The organism is Mesorhizobium sp. Root695 (genome assembly GCF_001428185.1).
Classification (GTDB): Bacteria; Pseudomonadota; Alphaproteobacteria; order Rhizobiales; family Rhizobiaceae; genus Mesorhizobium.
On the sequence record NZ_LMHO01000012.1, the window covers coordinates 164,609 to 182,640 of the forward strand.

Genomic DNA, 18,032 nt, shown 5'->3' on the forward strand with positions numbered 1-18,032 from the left:
CATGAACCAAAACACCGACCTGCTGACGCTGCGGTCCGTCTCGAAATCCTACGGCACGGTCCCCGTGCTGCACGACATCGACCTGTCGATCCGGGACGGTGAGTTCCTCACCGTGCTCGGGCCTTCGGGCTCCGGCAAGACCACGGTGCTACGGCTGATCGGCGGACTGGAGCCGCTGACGTCAGGCGAGATCCGGCTTGACGGGCAAGACATCAGCCGAATGCCGATCAACCGACGGCCGTTCAACACCGTGTTCCAGGACTATGCGCTGTTTCCGCACCTGACCGTTTCCGGTAATGTCGGCTACGGGCTTTCGGTTCGCCATATCCAGCGCAAGGAGATTGCGCGCCGTGTCGCGGAGGCCCTCGACCTGGTCCAACTCGGGCGTTTCGCCGACCGCTTTCCGGCGCAGCTCTCCGGCGGCCAGCGCCAGCGCGTCGCGCTCGCCCGTGCGCTGATCTGCCAGCCGCGCCTGATCCTGCTCGATGAGCCGCTCGCCGCACTCGACCTCGAACTGCGCCGGCAGATGCAGGAGTTCCTGAAATCCATCCAGCGCGAAATCAAGACCACCTTCCTGTTCGTCACCCATGACCAGGAAGAAGCCATCGGCATGGCCGATCGGATCTGCGTGATGGAGGCCGGCCATATCCGCCAGCTCGGCACGCCGCACGACCTTTACTACAAGCCGAATTGCGAGTTCGTCGCGCGCTTCTTCGGCGAGAACAATCTGGTGGCCGGAAAACTTGGCGCCGTCCGGGGCGAGCTGAGGTCGATCGAGACACCGCTCGGGCACCTGATTTGTTCGATCAGCGACCAGCCGCATTTGAAGGTCGCAGCGGAAGGCGCCGGCGCCTACGCTGCGTTCCGTCCAGAAGCGTTGCATCTTGCGGATGCAAAGGACACCGACAACCGTTTTTCCGGCACGATCTCCGACATGGCCTTTGCTGGCTCGTCGACCGTCGTCACCATCACGGCTGGCGCCGACAATGCCGCGCAACGCTTGCGGCTGCGCGTGCCGAGCCGGGTCGACGGCAGCGCGCTCAAATCCGGCGAGGCTGTATCGCTCTCGTTTGCGCCGCATGAAGGCCATCTGGTGCTGGCATGAGCGAAACCGGCTCGACACTGCCTGCCGAAAGACGGCTGTCGCTGCTGGTGACAGTGCTGGCGTTTGCGTTGCCGGTGATCTTCGTCCTGGTGCCGCTGGCGATCTTCCTCGGCTACAGTTTCTTCAGCGTCGACCAGGGCACGATCGTCTACGGCTTGTCCCTGGGCAACTATATCAGGTTCTTCACCGATCCGATCTTTCTCCCGGTGTTCTGGAATACCATCGTGCTGTGCGTCTCGGTGGCCATCATCTGCATCCTGCTTGCCTATCCCGCCGCCTATTTCCTGACGACGCTGAAAGGGCGGTGGCGTTATGCCTTGCTGATGTTGCTGCTGGTTCCCCTGCTGATGAGCTACGTCATCAAGATCTATGCGATCCGCAGCATCCTCGGCCTCAACGGCTTCCTCAACAAGGCGCTGGTGGCGCTCGGCATCCTGCAGGAGCCGTCGACGCTTTTCGTGTTCAACATGAACGCCATCCTGCTGACGCTGACGCTGCTCTTGATCCCTTTCGCCATCCTGCCGATCTTCCTGTCGCTGGAGCGGATTCCGCAGGTGCTGCTGCGGGCGTCCGACGATCTCGGAGCAAGCGGCTTGCAGACCTTCCTGCGCATCACCTTGCCGCTCAGCCTGCCCGGCGTCGCTTCTGCGGCGAGCTTCGTCTTCGTGCTGGCGATCGGCGATTTCCTGACGCCGCAAATGGTCGGCGGGATCAGCGGCTTCACCTTCGGCCGCATCCTCTACAGCCAGTTCGGCACGGCCTACAACTGGCCGTTCGGCGCAGCGCTGTCGGTGGCGCTGGCAGTCGTGGTGATCGCGGCGATCCTCATCGGCGAACGCTTCGGGCGCAATCGGGGGATTTCGGTATGAGCGCCCTGCCCCGGCTGTCCACCATCTTTCTGGCCGCGATCACGACACTGGTTGCGCTGCTGCTCTACAGCCCGCTGTTCGTACCGATCGTGTCGTCGTTCTTCACCATTTCGCATGGCAATGTCGACTGGTCGTCTCCGACCCTTTCGACCTATGTCGCGCTGGCCGAAAATCACGACATATTGGTTGCCTTGCGCACCACGCTGATCGTCGGTGTCAGCACCGTCATCCTGTCGGTTGTCAGCGGAACGCTGCTGGCGCTCTACTATCACAGTCGCCGCTCCGGGCGGTCGCTGCTGCAGTTCATCATCTTCCTGCCGTTCCTGATGCCGCCGATCATCAGCGGTCTGGCGCTGCTGATCTTCTTCCGCGAAATCGGCCTCGAACGTTCGCTTTTGACGGTCGTCATCGGCCATACGGTTTTCGTGCTGGCCATCGTCTACCGCACGGTGCTGATGCGGCTGCAGTCGATGAGCCGCACGCTGATCGAAGCGTCCTACGATCTCGGTGCCACGGGCTGGCAGACGTTCTGGCGCATTATCCTGCCAAACCTGTCGAGCGCCATCGTCGGCGGCGCCATCCTGGCCTTCGCCCTGTCGTTCGACGAGACCATGATCACCATCCTGGTCACCGGCACGCAAAGCACGCTGCCGGTCAGGCTGTGGGCGATGATGCGGCTTGGTTTCTCACCCGACATCAATGCGCTAGTGGCGCTGATCCTGATGTTCACCGTGCTGCTCTGCGTGCTCGCCGCCCGTTTTCTCATCCCCAGGCAAGTCGCGACGGAACGGACTTGAGTTGCCGGGCAATCGTCATCGGGAGAAGGCGATTGGGTTGAGGTCGAAGACCCGTCCCCGATTGAGGATGTTTCTGGGGTCAAGGGCTGCCTTCAGCCGCCGCATCGTGGCGATTTCGGCATCACTGCGGACCAGATGCAGCCACTTCTTCTTGTCGATGCCGATGCCATGTTCGGCCGAAACACCACCTCCGGCAGCTGCCACGCCGCGATAGACGATGTCATATGCCGCCGCCGGATCGACCGTCAGGACTTGATAGTGCAGATTGCCGTCGCCGAGATGGCCAAAGACATAGATGTCGGCGCCGGGATCCACGGCATGGATGGCGATATCCGCTTCCCGCAGGAATGCCCCCATCCGGGCCAACGGGATGCTGACGTCGACGCCGATCAAACCCTTGATCGAAAACAGGACGCGATTGGCGTCCTCCCGCACGTCCCAGAGGGCACGGAATTCGCGCGGTGACTGCGAGACGACCACATTGTCGATGACGCCGTCCTCGACCGCCTGCATCAACACCTCGGCGAAGCGCTCGCCGTCACGTTCGGGCTCGCTGCCCTGGATCTCGGCCAGCACATAGACGGGCGAGCCGGCCGGCAGCGGCGCCGGCATGGCCATGCTGGCGACCATGAGGTCATAGAGCGGTGCGAAATTGACCTCATAGGCGGACAGGAGCGGGCCGAGCTTTTGCCGCAGCAACCCAAGCAGCGCGATCGCCGCATCGAGCGAGGAGAGCGCGCAGAAAGCGTTGACCTCGGACGCCGGCTTGGGATGCAGCCTGAGCGCGGCGCGTGTGACGACCCCGAGCGTCCCTTCCGTGCCGATGAAGAGCTGGTTGAGGTCGTAGCCGGAATTGTCCTTGGGCAGGCCCTTGAGCGACGTCAGCACGCTGCCGTCGGCAAGCACGGCTTCCAGCCCCAGAACCTGCGCCCGGCACATGCCATAGCGCAGCACGCGGATACCGCCGGCATTGGTGGCGATATTGCCGCCGATCGTGGCCGAACCGCGTGCGCCGATATCGATGCCGAACATCAGCCCGGCGCCGTCGGCTGCTTCCTGCACTACCTGCAATGTCGCGCCCGCTTCAGCGACGATGCTCGCAGCCCGGCTATCCGGAACGGCGAGGCTGGTCATCCGCTCCAGCGACAGCACCACCTCACCCGGCTGCACACGCGCAGCACCTGTCAGCCCGGTGCGTCCGCCCTGCACGGCAAGTGGCTGACCGAGATCGTTGCATGCGGCGAGTGCTGCCGCGACGCCTTGTGTGTCGCGCGGGCGCAGCACCGCTTCGGGAAGCGCACCCAGCTTGCCGTCGGGATCGTCACGATAGCGCTGGTCCACATCCGCGCCGGCGAGCACGCCGCCCGCACCTAGCCGGTTGTCGAGAACAGACAGGAGCTGTTGGATTTCAGGCGACATCGGCCGATCCTATCGATGATCGCCTGCCGGTCAAACGCTCGTCCACGCAAAGCGACGTCGTCCGTGTCCGCGGTAATGTGAAACAGGACAATCGTCCGGTATCGACCACGATGGGACCGTGATCGATACCGGAGAAATACGTTGTCTTACTGAAGTTTCGCCTGCAACGCGTTGACGTCATCGGTGGTCATTTCGCCATCGGTCGCCACCTTGCCGTCGACGATCTTCCACAGCCGGAACGGGCCGGTGATGTCGCCATATTTATCGAAGGCAACCGGGCCGATGACGCCTTCGTAGCGGATCGGCTTGCCGTCCTTGATGAGGCCGAGCGCCTTGGTGAACTCTTCCTTGCCGGCAAAGATCGGCGTGCCGGCCGGATCGACCGCCTTGTACATCGCGTCCTTGATCTTGGCCGGATCCTCCGAGCCGGCAATGGCGATGGCGAGACCAACAATCGCGCCGGCATCATAGGAACGGTCGGCCGCCGGATTGGACGGCTCGATGCCGGAGAATTCCTTGTAGTTCTTGGTGAAATACTCCGTCGAGGCCGTCGGGCTGGTGCCGGAGGAGGTGCCGTAGGCTTCCTTCAGATAGTCGGCGCCGACGGACTCGATGAAATCAGGGCTGTTCATGCCATCATTGAGCAGGAATTTCTGCACGCCGCCCTGCGAGATCCAGGTGCGGGCAACCGTAGCGCCATCGACCGGCGTGCTGACGAGATAGAGCCCGTCCGGTTCGCCGGCCATCGCCGCCGTGACTTCCGAGGCATAGCTCGACTGCTTTTCATTGTAAGGCGTGTCGGAGACGATGGTGCCGCCGAGCGCTTTGTAGGCGCGCGAGAATTCGGCCACCATGTTGACGCCGAAATCGTTGTTGACATGGATGATCGACAATTTCTTGAAACCCTTGTCGATGGCGTATTTGGCGGCGGCGACGCCCTGCAGCGCATCCGAGGTGATGGTGCGGAAGAAGATGCCGTTGGTCTTGCCGTCGCGGCCGAGCGCCGTCAGCGTCGGCGAGGACGACGCCGGCGAGACCTGGACGATCTTGGCTGGCGCGGTCACCGAGGTCAGGATCGGGATCGACACCGACGAGATGATGCCGCCGATGATGACCGGGACCTTTTTGACCTGAACCAGCTGGGTGGCGGCATCGACCGCGATGTTGCCCTGGCTCTGGCTGTCGCGCGTGTCGGTGACGAGATCGCAGCCGCGCACGCCGCCGGCGGCGTTGATGTCACGGAAGGCCATCTCGACCGACTTGGCGCCGGCCTGGCCGTATTCGCCGGCAGGCCCGGTCAGTTCCATGACGAGGCCGACGGTGATCTTGCAATCGGCGGCTTGCGCGGCACCCGCCATCGTCACGAGGGCGAGCGCGGTGGTGAGTTGGAGTATCGTCTTTGTCATTGTTGTTCCCCTTTCGTTACTCAACTGTATCTGATCTCTGGAGCCTGTTCAGCGTTCCGGCACCTGCAGCCAGGTTTCATGCAGATGTCGCCATTCGACGCCGTTGGGCGCCGATGAACTGGTGGTGAAGACGGCGCTCGACTGGCGGCGGCTATGCTTGCCTGCGCGCAGCTGCGCCTCGACGTAGAAGACGACGATCGTGTCGGCGTCCTGCCAGCCGGGCCGGATGTCCTCGATCGAAATCGCGAAACCGTCGTCACAAGAGGCGCGGCTGGTGCGAACATGATCGACGACCGCTTGGCGATCGAGGATCTGCCCATCCGGCGCGACCATGCCGAAGTCTTCGCCCATGGCGCCTTCGAAGCGGCCGAAGTCCACCGTGTTGGCTCGCGCGGCGACGAACCAGTCGACGAAGAAGCGATGCAGGTCGATGACCTCGGCGCTGGCGCGCGAAAACAGGGAGGGTTCGCCGCTCATTTCTTCCCCGCATTGAGGTTGTAATGCATGATCGAACCGTGGCGGCCGTGGCGGTCGCGCTCCAGCGTGTAGACATCGCCTTCGAGGCCGGTGCCTTGCGCGATGATGGCCGCTATCCGCGCCCGGTCCTCGGCATCGAGCGCAACATCCATGATGCCCGCATTGGCCAGCGCATGCGCCTGATTGCGGGCGCCGACAATAACGGCCGCCACTTGCGGCTGCTCCAGCACCCAGGCGCTGGCGATGGTGGCAAGGTCGACGCCGTGACGATCGCCAACGGCCTTCAGCGCCTGAAGCAACTGCTGGAACAAGTCCCAGCCGCCGAAATCATCGATGATCAGCTTGTATTTGACCAGCGAGCGGTTTTCGAGCGGCGTGGCCGGTTCCGCCACACCGAGCCATTTGTCGCTGAGGAAGCCGCCGGCCACCGAGCCGTAACAGAGGAAGCTGACGCCGTTCTGTTTTGCCAGCGCCGCCAGGCTGGTGCCCGGCCGCTGATCGAGCACCGAATATTGCAGTTGCTGGCTGACCAGCGGGATGCCGGCGGCGAGGATTTCGGCAAGCCGCGGCGTGTCGAAATTGGTGGTGCCGAGATTGCGCACCTTGCCTTCCAGCCGAAGCTCGTTGAGCCAGCCCATGGCCTCGACGTAGCGAGGCTGGTCATAATCCCACCAGTGGAACTGGACGAGATCGAGCCGCTCGGTCTTCAGCCGCCGCAACGACTGGTCGACGATGCCCCTGATGTAATCGCGGCTGATGGTGGCCAGCCGTTCAAGGTCGGGCACCAGCTTGGTGTGCACCTTCATCCTGGCCGCAACGTCGAGGCCGCGCTCGCTGGCCAGTCGCAGACGAGCGGCGCCGATCAGTTCCTCGACGCCGGTGTAGATGTCGGCGCAATCATAGGTCCAGATGCCGGCATCGAAGGTGGCGATCAGATCGGCCACCGCTTGGCTGCGGTCGATGGCGCCGTGGCCACCGGCCAGTTGCCAGCCGCCGCGAATGACGCGCGAGATGGTGTAGCCGGGGCCGAGTTCGAAGGTCTTGGCGATCATGTCAGGTCATTCTCCTTCGGCAGCGGCACGGCCGTGGTCTCGGCATGGCTGAACCGCCGCTTGGCCAGCCTGACGATCCTCAGCCGGCTGGCGCAATTGGGATCGGGACAGGCGATCTCGGCGTCCGAGGTCATCCAGTCGTTCGGGTGGGTAGGACGCTGCTTGGCTGCCAGCAGCGGCAACACGGCGGAGATCGAATAAATCGAAAACCCCTGCCCTGCAGGCATCGACAGCATCTCGCCCTTGAGCTCGAAATAGTCGCCGGCCTTGGCGCCGCAATAGATCGGTTTGCCCTCAGGGATGACCGCCTCGACGCGAAGGTCGAACAGCTCGAAACTGTCGTCGGCCATTTCAGGCCTCCACCAGGCTGAAGGTGACATCGCAGGCGCCGTTGCGGCGGATGACACCGCAAGCGGCGGCGAACTGATCACGCTCTTCGACCCGTACCTGCGCCACCACGCTGCCGGCCAGCCAACCGATCGGAAACAGCAGCCGCGCCCCCTGCCCGTAATACAGGCCGATGTCGAAGATCGCATTGGGGTTGCCGCCCCACATGCGTGGCGGCACATAGGACAGCACGATGTCGCCTGGCTGCGGCGTCAGCGTCGCGTTCTCGGCCGGCAAGGGCCTGGCATAGGCCTGGCCCTCAATATCGGCGGCGGGAACCGGACAGGAGATTTCCGGCCCCGTCCACATCGCATGGATGCCTGGCACGACACGTGGCGTGCCGAGATACGCCTTGAGGAAGGCAGCGTTTTCCGGTGCTTTCCCGGGCAGCAACAGCGCCGTGACGGAAAGCTTCGAGCGCGGCTCGGTGATCCTGATGGAGGTCATGTCTGGTCTTTCGCGGCGGCAGCCTGCAGCTTGCTGCGCAGGAAGGTGAAGGGCCGGCTGATGTCGGCGACCAGCGACTCGCGCGCCGCCTGCGCATCCCCCGTGGCCAGCGCCGTGACGATGCGGCGGTGGTACTGGGCGGTGTCTACCTCGCCGGCTTCCGAGAAGGCATAGATGGCGACACGAATACAGGGACCCGATTGCAGCCACAGGCTCTCGATCATCGGGATCAGCACGGCCGAACCGCAGGAGCGGTAGATCTCGAAATGAAAGCTCTGGTTGAGCGTCACTTCGCGATCGACGTCCTTCTTGTGCTTCAGCGCCCGCATCTCGTCCCATTCGCCCAGAATGGTTTCGATGGTGGCGATCTGGCGCGGACCCATGCGGGCGGCGGCCAGCGCGATCGCCTCGCCCTCGATCAGGATGCGGGCACGCAAGAGATCATCGAGGCGTTCCAGTGTGATCGGCGGCACGCGCACCGAACGGTTGGGCAGCGCCTCCAGCGCCTTTTCCGTGATCAGCCGGCCGAGCGCCTCGCGCACCGGCATGGTCGAGGTGACCAAGGCGTCAGCCAAACCCCGGATGGTCAGCACCTGACTCGGCTCGAACAGGCCGCCGATCAGGGCGCGGCGCAGTTCGGAATACACACGATCCTGCACTGTCTCGCGGCCGACCGGCGCAAGCTGGGCCGCGATCGCCTCGTTGTTCTTTTCGATGGCAGCCTTTTGCATGGAATTCCGTTCTTGGCCGGTTTTCGGCTTGCGGATGAAATTAAAGCCGAATAGCGTGATCAAAGCAAGTGTGATCACAAATCATAATCAGGAGACGGCAACGATCGTCTTCGGCCAGAGGGTTTGATGAGCGAGGCAACCAAGCGGCAAGGGGAAACCCGCGCGCCGGTTCTGACGGCAAGGAATGTCGTCAGGCGGTTCGGCGGCCTTGTCGCGGTCAACAACGTCTCGTTTGACGTCAAAGCGGGAGAAATCCTCGGCCTGATCGGCCCCAATGGCGCCGGCAAGACGACGATGTTCGATCTGCTCGCCGGCAGCATCCTGCCGACCAGCGGCGAGATTCTTCTCAACGGCACGTCTGTCTCGGGCGAAGCTGCACATCTGCGCATCGGCCGTGGCCTTGGCCGCACCTTCCAGATCCCGCGCCCGCTGCCCAATCTGACGCTGATCGAAAACATCATGCTGGCGGCACAGGGTCAGGCCGGCGAGGAGCTGCTCGCAAATTTCGTCAGGCCATGGCGCGTCGCCGCACAGGAAAGAGCCGCCAGGACAAAGGCGCTCGAACTGCTTGAGTTGGTTACCCTCACCCACCTTGCACATGAGCCGGCGCGCGTGCTTTCCGGCGGCCAGCGCAAGCTGCTCGAACTCGCCCGCGTCGTGATGGCCGATCCGGCGATCATCCTGCTCGACGAACCGGCCGCGGGCGTCAACGCGACGCTGCTCGAAGTCATCATCGACCGCATCCGCGACATAAATGCGCGCGGCATCACCTTCCTGCTGATCGAGCACAACATCGACATGGTGACGCGGCTCTGCCATCGCGTCCTGGTCATGGCGAGCGGCCAGTTGCTCAGCGAAGGCACGGCCGAAGAAGTCGCTCACGACCCGCGCGTCATCGAGGCCTATCTCGGAGGCGTGGCATGAGCGAGATCGTTCTCGATGTCCGCGACCTCGAAGCCGGCTACGAGCCCGGCGTGCCGATCGTGCGCGGCGCCTCGATCACCGTCAAAAAGGGCGAGATCGTCGTCGTCCTCGGCCCCAACGGCGCCGGCAAGTCGAGCTTCATCAAGGCCATCGCCGGCCTCGTCCCGATCACCGGCGGCACGGTGTTTCTGGACGGCAAGGATATCACCGCCGCCCCCGCGCACACCATGGTGCGGCTTGGGCTGGCCTTCGTGCCGCAGACCGAAAACATCTTTCCGCTGATGTCGGTCGAGGACAATCTGAAAGTTGCCTGCGGCATCCTCGAACGGCGCGAAATCCCAGCCCGCATCGAGGAAATGTATGCGGCGTTCCCCGACCTCGTCCGCCAGCGTCGCACCGCCGCCGGCAACCTCTCGGGCGGACAGCGGCAGATGCTGGCCGTCGCACGAGCGCTGATCGTCCACCCCAAAGTGCTGGTGCTGGACGAGCCGTCGGCCGGCCTGTCGCCGAAATTCGTCTCGACGGTGTTCGAGATGCTGGCCGGCATCCGCAAGTCCGGCGTCACCATCCTACTGGTCGAACAGAACGCCAAAGCAGCGCTCGCCATCGGCGACCGCGCCTATGTGCTGGTCGAGGGCAAGGACCGGCACGAGGGCATCGCCGCCGAACTGTGGAACGACCCGGTCGTCGCCGAACTCTATCTCGGCCAGCGCCCGCTTGGTGCAGAGAAGACGGGGCACGCCGGCAAAGGAGGCACGGCATGAGCCTGCAATTTGTCGTCGACGGATTGCTGACGGGTTCGATGATCGGCCTCGGCGCCATCGGCGTGACGCTTACCTATTCGATCCTGCGTTTCTCGAACTTTGCCCATGGCGACTTCATGGCCTGGGGCACCTATGCGACGCTGGCCGTCGTCAGCGCCATCGGCGCGACCTTCGGCAAGGTGGCGCCGATCGCACCGCTCTCCTTTGGCTGGCCGCTGATTGTCGCGCTGGTCGTCGGCATGGCCTTCACCGCGCTCCTGGCGCTGCTGCTCGACAAGGTGCTGTTCGCGCGGCTGCGTTCGCAAGGGCAGGCGATCATCGTGGTGATGGCGAGCTTCGGCGCCTCGATGGCGCTGAGAAGCCTGCTCGAATTCACCTTCACCTCGCGGCCGACCTATTTCAGCCGGGCGATCCAGATCGCCATGCCGGTCGGCTTCGGCATCCGCATCACGCCTGACCAGATCGCCTTGCTGCTGCTGACCGCGGTGCTGGTGCTCGGCGTGCATCTGTTGATGACGCGTACGCAGACCGGCCGCTCGATGCAGGCCTTGAGCCAGAACGCGGCACTGGCCCGCATCGTCGGCATCGACGTCGCCAGCGTGGTGCGCGTCACCTGGGTCATCGGCGGGGCGCTCGCCTGCGTGGCCGGCGTGATGATCGGCATTCTGGTGCAGATCCGCCCGTTCATGGGCTTCGACATGCTGCTGCCGATGTTCGCCGCCGCCATTCTCGGCGGCATCGGCAGCATCCCCGGCGCCGTGCTCGGCGGCCTGATCATCGGGCTCGCCGAAGCCGGTGCGGTGCAGCTGATCGGCGCCGAATGGCGCGCCGCCGTCTCCTTCATCATCCTGATGGCGGTGCTGTTCGTGCGGCCGATCGGCTTGTTTGGTGTGAGGGAACGCTGATGGACCTGCTCGGCTACGGCGCCTTCTTCCTGACCACCGCGCTGATCTTCTCGCTGGTCACGCTGGGGCTCAATCTGCAATGGGGTCTGACCGGCCTGTTCAATGTCGGCCTTGCCGGCTTTGTCGCCATTGGCGCCTATACATCGGCGCTGCTGACGACACCGGACGATGCCGCACGGCTTGGCGGCTTCGGCCTGCCGATCCTTGTCGGCTGGCTCGGCGCCATGGTCGTCGGCGGCATCGCCGCAGCCCTTACCGGCATGGCGACGCTGCGGCTCAGATCCGACTATCTGGCGATCACCACATTCGGTGTTGCAGTCGTCGTGCAACTGGTCGCGCTCAATGCGCAGAAGCTGACGGGCGGACCATTCGGCATCGGTTTCATCCCGCGCCCGTTCGGCGGCCTTGCCGAGACGCCGCTGCTGTTCAACTTGTCGAACCTCGCCGTCGTTTCGGTGGTCACGCTGGTCGCCTATCTCGCTCTGGAACATCTTTCGCGCAGTCCATGGGGACGTGTCCTGAAGGCGCTGCGCGAGGATGAGCGGGCGGCGATCTCGCTTGGCAAGAGCGCGCGTTTCTACCGCGTCCAGGCATTTGCCGTCGGCGGCGCCATCATGGCGCTGGCCGGCGCGCTGCAGGCGCATTTCACCGGCTTCATCGCGCCGGACAATTATTTGCCGATCCTGACCTTCCAGGTCTGGGTGATGCTGATCGTCGGCGGCTCGGGCAGCAATCTCGGCGCCGTCATCGGCAGCATCCTGGTGTGGGCGATATGGGCCGGATCGGGCACGCTGACCAGCATCCTGTTCCCGCCGGAACAACAGGCTCGCGCCGCCGCGCTGCAGATCGCCGCCATCGGCGTCATGCTCTGCGTCATCCTGCTGATCCGGCCGAACGGCCTGTTCGGCGACAGGCCGCGACGGCCACGCTTCAGCAAGCGGGCGAAGATCGCTGCGGGCGAGAGCAGTTCCGGGTCATGAATGCCGTGGTCCGGCAGGAGGCACAAGGCGCTTCGCTGTGGCATGCTGTCAGCCGCAACCGCCGCGAGCGTCCGACGCTGCAGGACGACCTCGATGTCGACCTGGCCATCGTCGGTGGCGGCTTTTCCGGCCTTTCAACCGCGCTGCACGCCGCCGGGAAAGGACTTTCCGTCGCCCTTCTCGAAGCCGAATTCATCGCCTGGGGCGCGACCGGCAGGAATGCGGGCTTCGTCGTGCCGAACTTCGCCAAGATGGACCCGGCCGACATACTGGCCCACCTCGGACCTTCGCGCGGCGAAAGGCTTATCGATTTCGCCGCTGGCAGCGCCGACCTGGTCTTCCGCCTGATCCGGCAGCACGGCATCGACTGCGACGCGGTCCAGAACGGATGGATCCAGCCGGCGCATTCGCCTGCCGCCTTCGAGAAGGTCAAGTCACGTGCCGGTCAATGGGCACAGCGTGGCCGGCCGGCAGCCACATTGGATCGGCAGGAAATCGAAGCACTGACGGGTGTGCCAGGCTATGTCGGCGGCTGGATGGATCGTTCCGGCGGCGTGCTCAATCCGGTCGCCTATGCGCGCGGGCTCGCCGATGCGGCGGAGAAGGCCGGCGCGAAGATCTTCGAGCAGACGCGCGTCACCTCGGTCGATCGCATGGCCGGTGGCTGGGTGCTGAAGACGCCTACGGGTTCGGTGCGCGCCGCAAAGGTGTTGATTGCCACCAACGCCTATGGCTGGTCCCTCAACCCGTCATTGCAACGAACCTATTTTCCGTTGAGGGTTTTCCAGATCGCCACAGCGCCACTGCCTCGTGACGTGCGCAGCGGGTTGCTTCCCGGCGGGCAAGGTGTCGGCGACACCAGGCGAAATCTCTTCACCTTCCGCTTCGACGCGGACAACCGTCTAATCAGCGGCGGCATGCATATTCTCGGCGCTGGCGCCGACTCGCGTGTACCGCAGACGATCTGGCGGCGGCTTGGCCGGCATCTTGGTCTGCCCGACTTGCCGCCGCTTGCCTATAGCTGGTCGGGAATGGCAGCGGTCGAACCTGATTTCCTGCCGCACCTGATCGACCTCGGGCCGGGCCTGATCGCCGGGCGCGCCTGCAACGGCCGGGGCATCGCCATGACCACGGCGATGGGCAAGGTGCTGGCGGACTGGGCCGCTGGAACCGACGCGCGCGACCTGCCGCTGTCCTTTGCTGCGCCGGCGCCAATCCCGTTCCATACCGTGCTGCGGCATGCACCAAACCTGCTGCTGGGCTGGAGCATGCTGCGCGACCGGCTGGACGGGACGAGCTAGGCGGTCACTTCACCTTGCCCAGGTTTGCCGACAGCACGGCGGCCGCCATAGCGATATCCTCTTCTATGAAAGTCCGCACAGTGGGGCCGCTACGCTGCTCCAGTGCGGCGACGATCTTGCGATGCGCGTCGTTCGACTGCGGGATGTAGCGATCGGCCTGCATCAGCAGCTTGAGATAGGGCCCAACCCGCCCCCAGAGGTCGCGGATCATGTTGAGCAGGATCGGCGCGCCCGCTTGCTGGTAGATGGCGAAGTGGAACGCCTGGTTCAGTGTCAGGTAGGCTCTGGCGTCGCCGGCCTCGATGGCGCACTGCATGCCGGTGAGCGTGCCCTGTATGTCAACGAGCCCGCTCTCTGTCATCCGCGACGCCGCCATCTCGCCCGCCAGTCCCTCGACGGCGATACGGATGCGGGTCAGTTCCTCGAAGGCTGGCGCGGACAGCAACGGCACGATGACCGAGCGGTTGTTCTGCATCTCGAGCAGCCGTTCAGCGACCAGCCGCTGCAGCGCCTCGCGGATCGGCGTCGTCGAGATGCCGAACGTCTCGGCGAGCTTGCGAATGACCAGCGTCTGCCCTGGGCTGAAGCCACCTGAAATCAACTCCTGCTTGAGCGCGCCATAGGCGCGGTCATTCAGGGTTTGATGTTCAAGCTTCAGCATACGCGGCCCGCTCCGATCACCAGTTCGACAATGCGCGATCGAGTGTCTCGGCCAGTTGCTCGGCATTGTCCCTGGCAAACGGCAGAGGTGGCCTGATCTTCAGCACATTGCCGCGCGGACCGCAGGACGAGATCAGCACGCCGTCCTCTCGCATGGCTTCGACGACCGCCGATGTCTTGGTGGCGGCCAGAGCCTCGTCGCCGTCCGCCGTCAGCTCGACGCCGAAATAAAGGCCGTTGTGCCTGACGTCAGCGACCATGGCATGCCGGCTCTGCACCGCGCACAGCAGCTCACTTGTGTAGGCACCGACGTTGCGGGCATTCTCGATCAGTCCTTCGCCTTCGATCACCTCGAGAACGGCGAGGCCGACTGCGGCCGCGACCGGATTGCCGCCGAATGTGTTGAAGTAGCCCGTGTTTGAGCCGAAGGAGGCAACAAGCTGCGGCCGCACGAGCACCGCGCCCATCGGATGCCCGTCGCCGATCGGCTTGCCCATCGTGACGATGTCGGGCTCGATGCCATAATTGGCGAATCCCCACATGCCCTGGCCAAGCCGTCCGAAGCCGGACTGGACCTCATCGGCAATGACGATGCCGCCGGCCTTTTTCACGTGGTCGGCAGCCTCGCGCATGACCGCGGCATCCGGAAAGAAGATGCCGTCGCTGGAAAAGGCTGAGTCGAGAAGCAGCGCGGCCGGCCGGATGTTTTGCGCGCGCATGTCCTCGATCGCGGCGGCGACATTCCTGGCGAAATCATGCGCGGCTCGGCCATGGTCTCGGAATGTGTCCGGCGCCGACACGGTGCGGTGCTGCGCGGGCACGCCCTTTGCTCCGACCGCCGCCGGCGACAGCTGCGCCGTCGCGATCGTAGCGCCATGATAGGCAAAGTCTGTGATGATCACCCCGGCGCCGCCGCTGGAGTGCTGGGCGATGCGGATGGCAAGATCATTGGCCTCGCTGCCGGTGCAGGTGAACATGGCGTGGCCGAGATGGGCTGGAACGGTGCCGAGAAGTTTCTCCGCGTAGTCGAGGATGATCTCGCTGAGATAGCGCGTGTGGGTGTTCAGCGTGGCGGCCTGCCCCGCAAGCGCCTGGACGACGCGCGGGTGGCAGTGCCCGACCGACGCGACGTTGTTGTAGGCGTCGAGGAACTTGCGGCCCTGTGCATCGTAGAGCCACACACCGCTGCCGCGCACCAGATGGATCGGGTTGCGATAAAAGGCGCGGTAGGTCGGCCCGAGCAGCCTGGCGCGGCGCTCGAGCAGCGCGTGCTCCGACGCAGCCGCGTCGGCATTTGCAGGATAAGGCGAAGACTGGGACACGCATCTACTCCGGATTGGAATGGTCGAGAAAATAGCGGCGGGCATCCACGGACGAAAGCTCGTCCAGCCGTTCGAGTGACGCCCAGACCTCGGTGATGAGCCGGAGCACGTAGTCGCGCTTGGCCGGAAAGCGCTCGGCTTGCCAGCTGGCGATGTTGGCGATCAGAGCAATGCGGGCGCGGATCAGATCGAAGAGAATGCCGATCTCTTGCTCCTCAAGCCGCTGGACCGATTGATAGCCGGCGACAAAGCGCGCGGCCGGTGCCAGCGGATGGCCTTCCGCCGGCCAGCGGTACACGGCGCCGATGGCAAGATCGCAGATCAGCGGCGAATGGATCATATCGCCGAAATCGAGAATGCCGCTCACGACCTCCGGCCGCGACGCGTCCATGACCACATTGTAGGAATTCATGTCGTTGTGGACGATCTGCGCGCGCAGGGTCGGGATGACCGGCGCCGCATGCTCCTCGAAGGAGTCGATCGCGCGCTCGACCATGGCCCGGTGATGGGCATCGGCGATATGCGCCATCATCGGCCGCGTCTTGGCGACCTTTCGGATATCCCAGAGCAGGTCGCTGCCGGCGGCGGGATGGAAGAAGCCGCGCAGCGCCCGGCCAAGGCGGGCGAGGAAGATGCCGAGGTTGCGATCCTGCGCTTCGGAAGTCGGCGAGCGCGACAGCAACTGGCCTGGCAGATAGGTCACCAACCGGATGATGCGCGGTGCCGATCCACCGACACTGACCGCGAACTGCGCCTCGCCCTCAAGGCTTTTGCGCACCGAGGGAACCGGCAAGGTGGGGTCGACTGCAAAAATGTGGTCGAGCGCCTTGTTCTGGAAATCGGTGAAGCCGGCCTCTTCCGCCGGGTGCGAGATCTTCAGGACGAACTCGCCCTCGCCGTCGGCCTGGATGTGGAAGTTATGATCGCGCTCGCCAGGCAACGGACGCGCAGTGCCGGTGAGCCCGTAGTGCCGGCGCAAGATGGCCAGCGCGTCGGCGATCGAAACGTCAGGCGCGTCCTCGGCGAGCGTTTCGCCGAAACCGTCGGGCACAGCTGCATTCATGAGCTCGCCTCGGGATCGAGCGGCTCAAGACCGCACCAGTCGGCGATGAACAGCGCTATGGTCTGGGTAACCTTGCGTACAGAATCCAGATCGACGGCCTCGTCATAGCCATGCGGCATGCGGCAGATCGGGCCATAGACGATCGCCGGCGTGTCGGCGTAGAGGCCAAAGAAACGCGCATCCGTGGTCGCCGAGGTGACGTGTTCCGTCAGCGGTTCGCCCCAGACGGCGGTGTGGCTGCGCCGCAGCACGGCTTCCATCTCGTCGGCACCCTCCAGAACATAACCCTCGGCCATGAAGCCGTTGTAGGTGAGGCTCGGCGGGCGGTTGGCCAGGAACGGGTCGGCACGCGCTGCATCGGCGATGCATGCCTCGAGCTCGGCCCTGGCGTCTTCGAGACTCTGACCGGGATAGGTTGCGACCCGCATCTCGAAGACACAGCGCGCCGGAACGCTCGATGTCCACTCGCCGCCTTCGATCTTGCCGAGGTTGAATCGGATCGGGTGCGGGTGATCGCGGAAATGCTTGTCATCAACCTTGCGCGCGTTCCAGACGATTTCGAGCTGCTTCAGCGCCTGTATGATGACGAACGCCTTTTCGATGGCGTTGGCGCCGGCCGAGAAAGCGCCCGACGCATGCTGCGGATCACCGTCGACCTCGACCCGGAACCAGATCGGCCCGACCTGTGCCCGCATCAGTCTCGGCTCCAGCGGTTCGGGAATGAAGGCGGCATCGGCGCGGTAGCCGCGCTGCAGGCAGGCGAGCGCACCATTGCCGGTGCATTCTTCCTCGACCACCGACTGGAGGTAGACGTTCGCGGCCGGCTGATAGCCGAGACAGCGCAAGGCGGTCAGCGCATAGAGGCAGGCGGACAGACCTGCCTTCATGTCGCCGGCACCTCGGCCATGCATCCAGCCATCCTCGATCGCCGGATCGTAGGGATCGCGCAGCCAGCGGTCGGATGGCCCTGTCGGCACGACATCGATATGGCCGTTGAGGATCAGCGAGCGGCCGGTCGCGTTTCTCGGTGTGTGGGTGGCAACGACATTGAAGGCGTCGTCATACGAAACCGCCACGGGTGAAAAACCCGGCAGGTCGCGAATCGCGTCGACATCGACACGCCACATGTCGACCGCATAGCCGTCAGCCTCGTAGGCAGCCGCCATGAACGATTGCGCGGCGTGTTCCTCGCCACGCTGGGAGGGAAAGCGCACGAGGTCTTGCAGGAACGCTACCTGTCGCGCGAAGCCGTCATCGACCGCGCTGAGAATGGCCTCGTTCGCAATCCGTTCAGGCATGATATTTCACTTTCGTCTGGGTGGTGTATCATATCTCATATGCCATTCCTGTGAATTACAAGAGGCATATGGGCCGAAACGTCAGGCCAGAGCTTGCCGTTCGATGCCGCCACGCTGCTGGGGAG

At 64.3% G+C, this 18,032-nt stretch carries 19 protein-coding genes; 8 read left to right on the forward strand and 11 right to left on the reverse strand.

Annotated elements, in window-relative coordinates; translation table 11 throughout:
- Position 1: 1 nt before the first annotated feature.
- From ASD99_RS13865 to ASD99_RS13875, 3 genes are read left to right on the forward strand one after another with little or no spacing between them, the layout of a single operon-like run.
- On the forward strand, positions 2 to 1,105 hold the full coding sequence (locus tag ASD99_RS13865) for an ABC transporter ATP-binding protein (protein ID WP_057143979.1): 1,104 nt from the start codon (positions 2 to 4) through the stop codon (positions 1,103 to 1,105).
- Positions 1,102 to 1,974, forward strand: a complete 873-nt coding sequence (locus ASD99_RS13870) for an ABC transporter permease (protein ID WP_056581591.1) — start codon at positions 1,102 to 1,104, stop codon at positions 1,972 to 1,974. The genes ASD99_RS13865 and ASD99_RS13870 overlap by 4 nt, the downstream gene beginning before the upstream one ends.
- Entirely contained in the window at positions 1,971 to 2,771 is an 801-nt protein-coding gene (locus ASD99_RS13875; protein WP_057143980.1) for an ABC transporter permease, read from the forward strand. The genes ASD99_RS13870 and ASD99_RS13875 overlap by 4 nt, the downstream gene beginning before the upstream one ends.
- Before the next feature lie 15 nt (positions 2,772 to 2,786).
- Here the strand turns inward: ASD99_RS13875 and ASD99_RS13880 are convergent, their stop codons facing one another.
- From ASD99_RS13880 to ASD99_RS13910, 7 genes are all read right to left on the reverse strand, one after another.
- Complete coding sequence (locus tag ASD99_RS13880; protein ID WP_057143981.1) at positions 2,787 to 4,190, reverse strand: FAD-binding oxidoreductase; 1,404 nt, start codon at positions 4,188 to 4,190, stop codon at positions 2,787 to 2,789.
- A gap of 146 nt (positions 4,191 to 4,336) precedes the next feature.
- Positions 4,337 to 5,596 carry an ABC transporter substrate-binding protein gene (locus tag ASD99_RS13885; RefSeq protein WP_057143982.1) on the reverse strand — a complete coding sequence of 420 codons (1,260 nt, stop codon included), beginning with the start codon at positions 5,594 to 5,596 and terminating at the stop codon, positions 4,337 to 4,339.
- Positions 5,597 to 5,644: 48 nt separating this feature from the next.
- Entirely contained in the window at positions 5,645 to 6,073 is a 429-nt protein-coding gene (locus ASD99_RS13890) for a hypothetical protein (RefSeq protein WP_056581601.1), read from the reverse strand.
- Positions 6,070 to 7,125, reverse strand: a complete 1,056-nt coding sequence (locus tag ASD99_RS13895) for an aldo/keto reductase (RefSeq protein ID WP_057143983.1) — start codon at positions 7,123 to 7,125, stop codon at positions 6,070 to 6,072. The genes ASD99_RS13890 and ASD99_RS13895 overlap by 4 nt, the downstream gene beginning before the upstream one ends.
- Positions 7,122 to 7,475: a TIGR04076 family protein gene (locus ASD99_RS13900; protein WP_057143984.1), complete on the reverse strand. Its 354-nt coding sequence runs from the start codon at positions 7,473 to 7,475 to the stop codon at positions 7,122 to 7,124. Before ASD99_RS13900 ends, ASD99_RS13895 begins: the two co-directional genes overlap by 4 nt.
- A gap of 1 nt (position 7,476) precedes the next feature.
- Complete coding sequence (locus tag ASD99_RS13905) at positions 7,477 to 7,959, reverse strand: DUF3830 family protein (RefSeq protein ID WP_056581606.1); 483 nt, start codon at positions 7,957 to 7,959, stop codon at positions 7,477 to 7,479.
- Positions 7,956 to 8,690: a GntR family transcriptional regulator gene (locus ASD99_RS13910; RefSeq protein ID WP_082525230.1), complete on the reverse strand. Its 735-nt coding sequence runs from the start codon at positions 8,688 to 8,690 to the stop codon at positions 7,956 to 7,958. Before ASD99_RS13910 ends, ASD99_RS13905 begins: the two co-directional genes overlap by 4 nt.
- A gap of 126 nt (positions 8,691 to 8,816) precedes the next feature.
- On the opposite strand from ASD99_RS13910, the gene ASD99_RS13915 reads away from it, so the two are divergent.
- From ASD99_RS13915 to ASD99_RS13935, 5 genes are read left to right on the forward strand one after another with little or no spacing between them, the layout of a single operon-like run.
- Complete coding sequence (locus ASD99_RS13915; RefSeq protein ID WP_057143985.1) at positions 8,817 to 9,614, forward strand: ABC transporter ATP-binding protein; 798 nt, start codon at positions 8,817 to 8,819, stop codon at positions 9,612 to 9,614.
- Complete coding sequence (locus ASD99_RS13920) at positions 9,611 to 10,378, forward strand: ABC transporter ATP-binding protein (protein ID WP_057143986.1); 768 nt, start codon at positions 9,611 to 9,613, stop codon at positions 10,376 to 10,378. The genes ASD99_RS13915 and ASD99_RS13920 overlap by 4 nt, the downstream gene beginning before the upstream one ends.
- Complete coding sequence (locus ASD99_RS13925; RefSeq protein ID WP_056581615.1) at positions 10,375 to 11,283, forward strand: branched-chain amino acid ABC transporter permease; 909 nt, start codon at positions 10,375 to 10,377, stop codon at positions 11,281 to 11,283. The genes ASD99_RS13920 and ASD99_RS13925 overlap by 4 nt, the downstream gene beginning before the upstream one ends.
- Positions 11,280 to 12,263, forward strand: a complete 984-nt coding sequence (locus ASD99_RS13930; RefSeq protein ID WP_056581931.1) for a branched-chain amino acid ABC transporter permease — start codon at positions 11,280 to 11,282, stop codon at positions 12,261 to 12,263. The genes ASD99_RS13925 and ASD99_RS13930 overlap by 4 nt, the downstream gene beginning before the upstream one ends.
- Positions 12,260 to 13,564: an NAD(P)/FAD-dependent oxidoreductase gene (locus ASD99_RS13935; protein WP_056581619.1), complete on the forward strand. Its 1,305-nt coding sequence runs from the start codon at positions 12,260 to 12,262 to the stop codon at positions 13,562 to 13,564. Before ASD99_RS13930 ends, ASD99_RS13935 begins: the two co-directional genes overlap by 4 nt.
- Positions 13,565 to 13,568: 4 nt before the next feature.
- Here the strand turns inward: ASD99_RS13935 and ASD99_RS13940 are convergent, their stop codons facing one another.
- From ASD99_RS13940 to ASD99_RS13955, 4 genes are read right to left on the reverse strand one after another with little or no spacing between them, the layout of a single operon-like run.
- Positions 13,569 to 14,225: a GntR family transcriptional regulator gene (locus ASD99_RS13940; protein WP_056581622.1), complete on the reverse strand. Its 657-nt coding sequence runs from the start codon at positions 14,223 to 14,225 to the stop codon at positions 13,569 to 13,571.
- A gap of 16 nt (positions 14,226 to 14,241) precedes the next feature.
- Complete coding sequence (locus ASD99_RS13945) at positions 14,242 to 15,546, reverse strand: aspartate aminotransferase family protein (protein ID WP_057143987.1); 1,305 nt, start codon at positions 15,544 to 15,546, stop codon at positions 14,242 to 14,244.
- A 4-nt stretch (positions 15,547 to 15,550) separates the two neighbouring features.
- On the reverse strand, positions 15,551 to 16,609 hold the full coding sequence (locus tag ASD99_RS13950) for a phosphotransferase (protein ID WP_057143988.1): 1,059 nt from the start codon (positions 16,607 to 16,609) through the stop codon (positions 15,551 to 15,553).
- The gene (locus ASD99_RS13955; RefSeq protein WP_057143989.1) at positions 16,606 to 17,907 is read right to left on the reverse strand and encodes an ArgE/DapE family deacylase; all 1,302 of its coding nucleotides are present in this window, start codon (positions 17,905 to 17,907) and stop codon (positions 16,606 to 16,608) included. Before ASD99_RS13955 ends, ASD99_RS13950 begins: the two co-directional genes overlap by 4 nt.
- Positions 17,908 to 18,032: the final 125 nt, after the last annotated feature.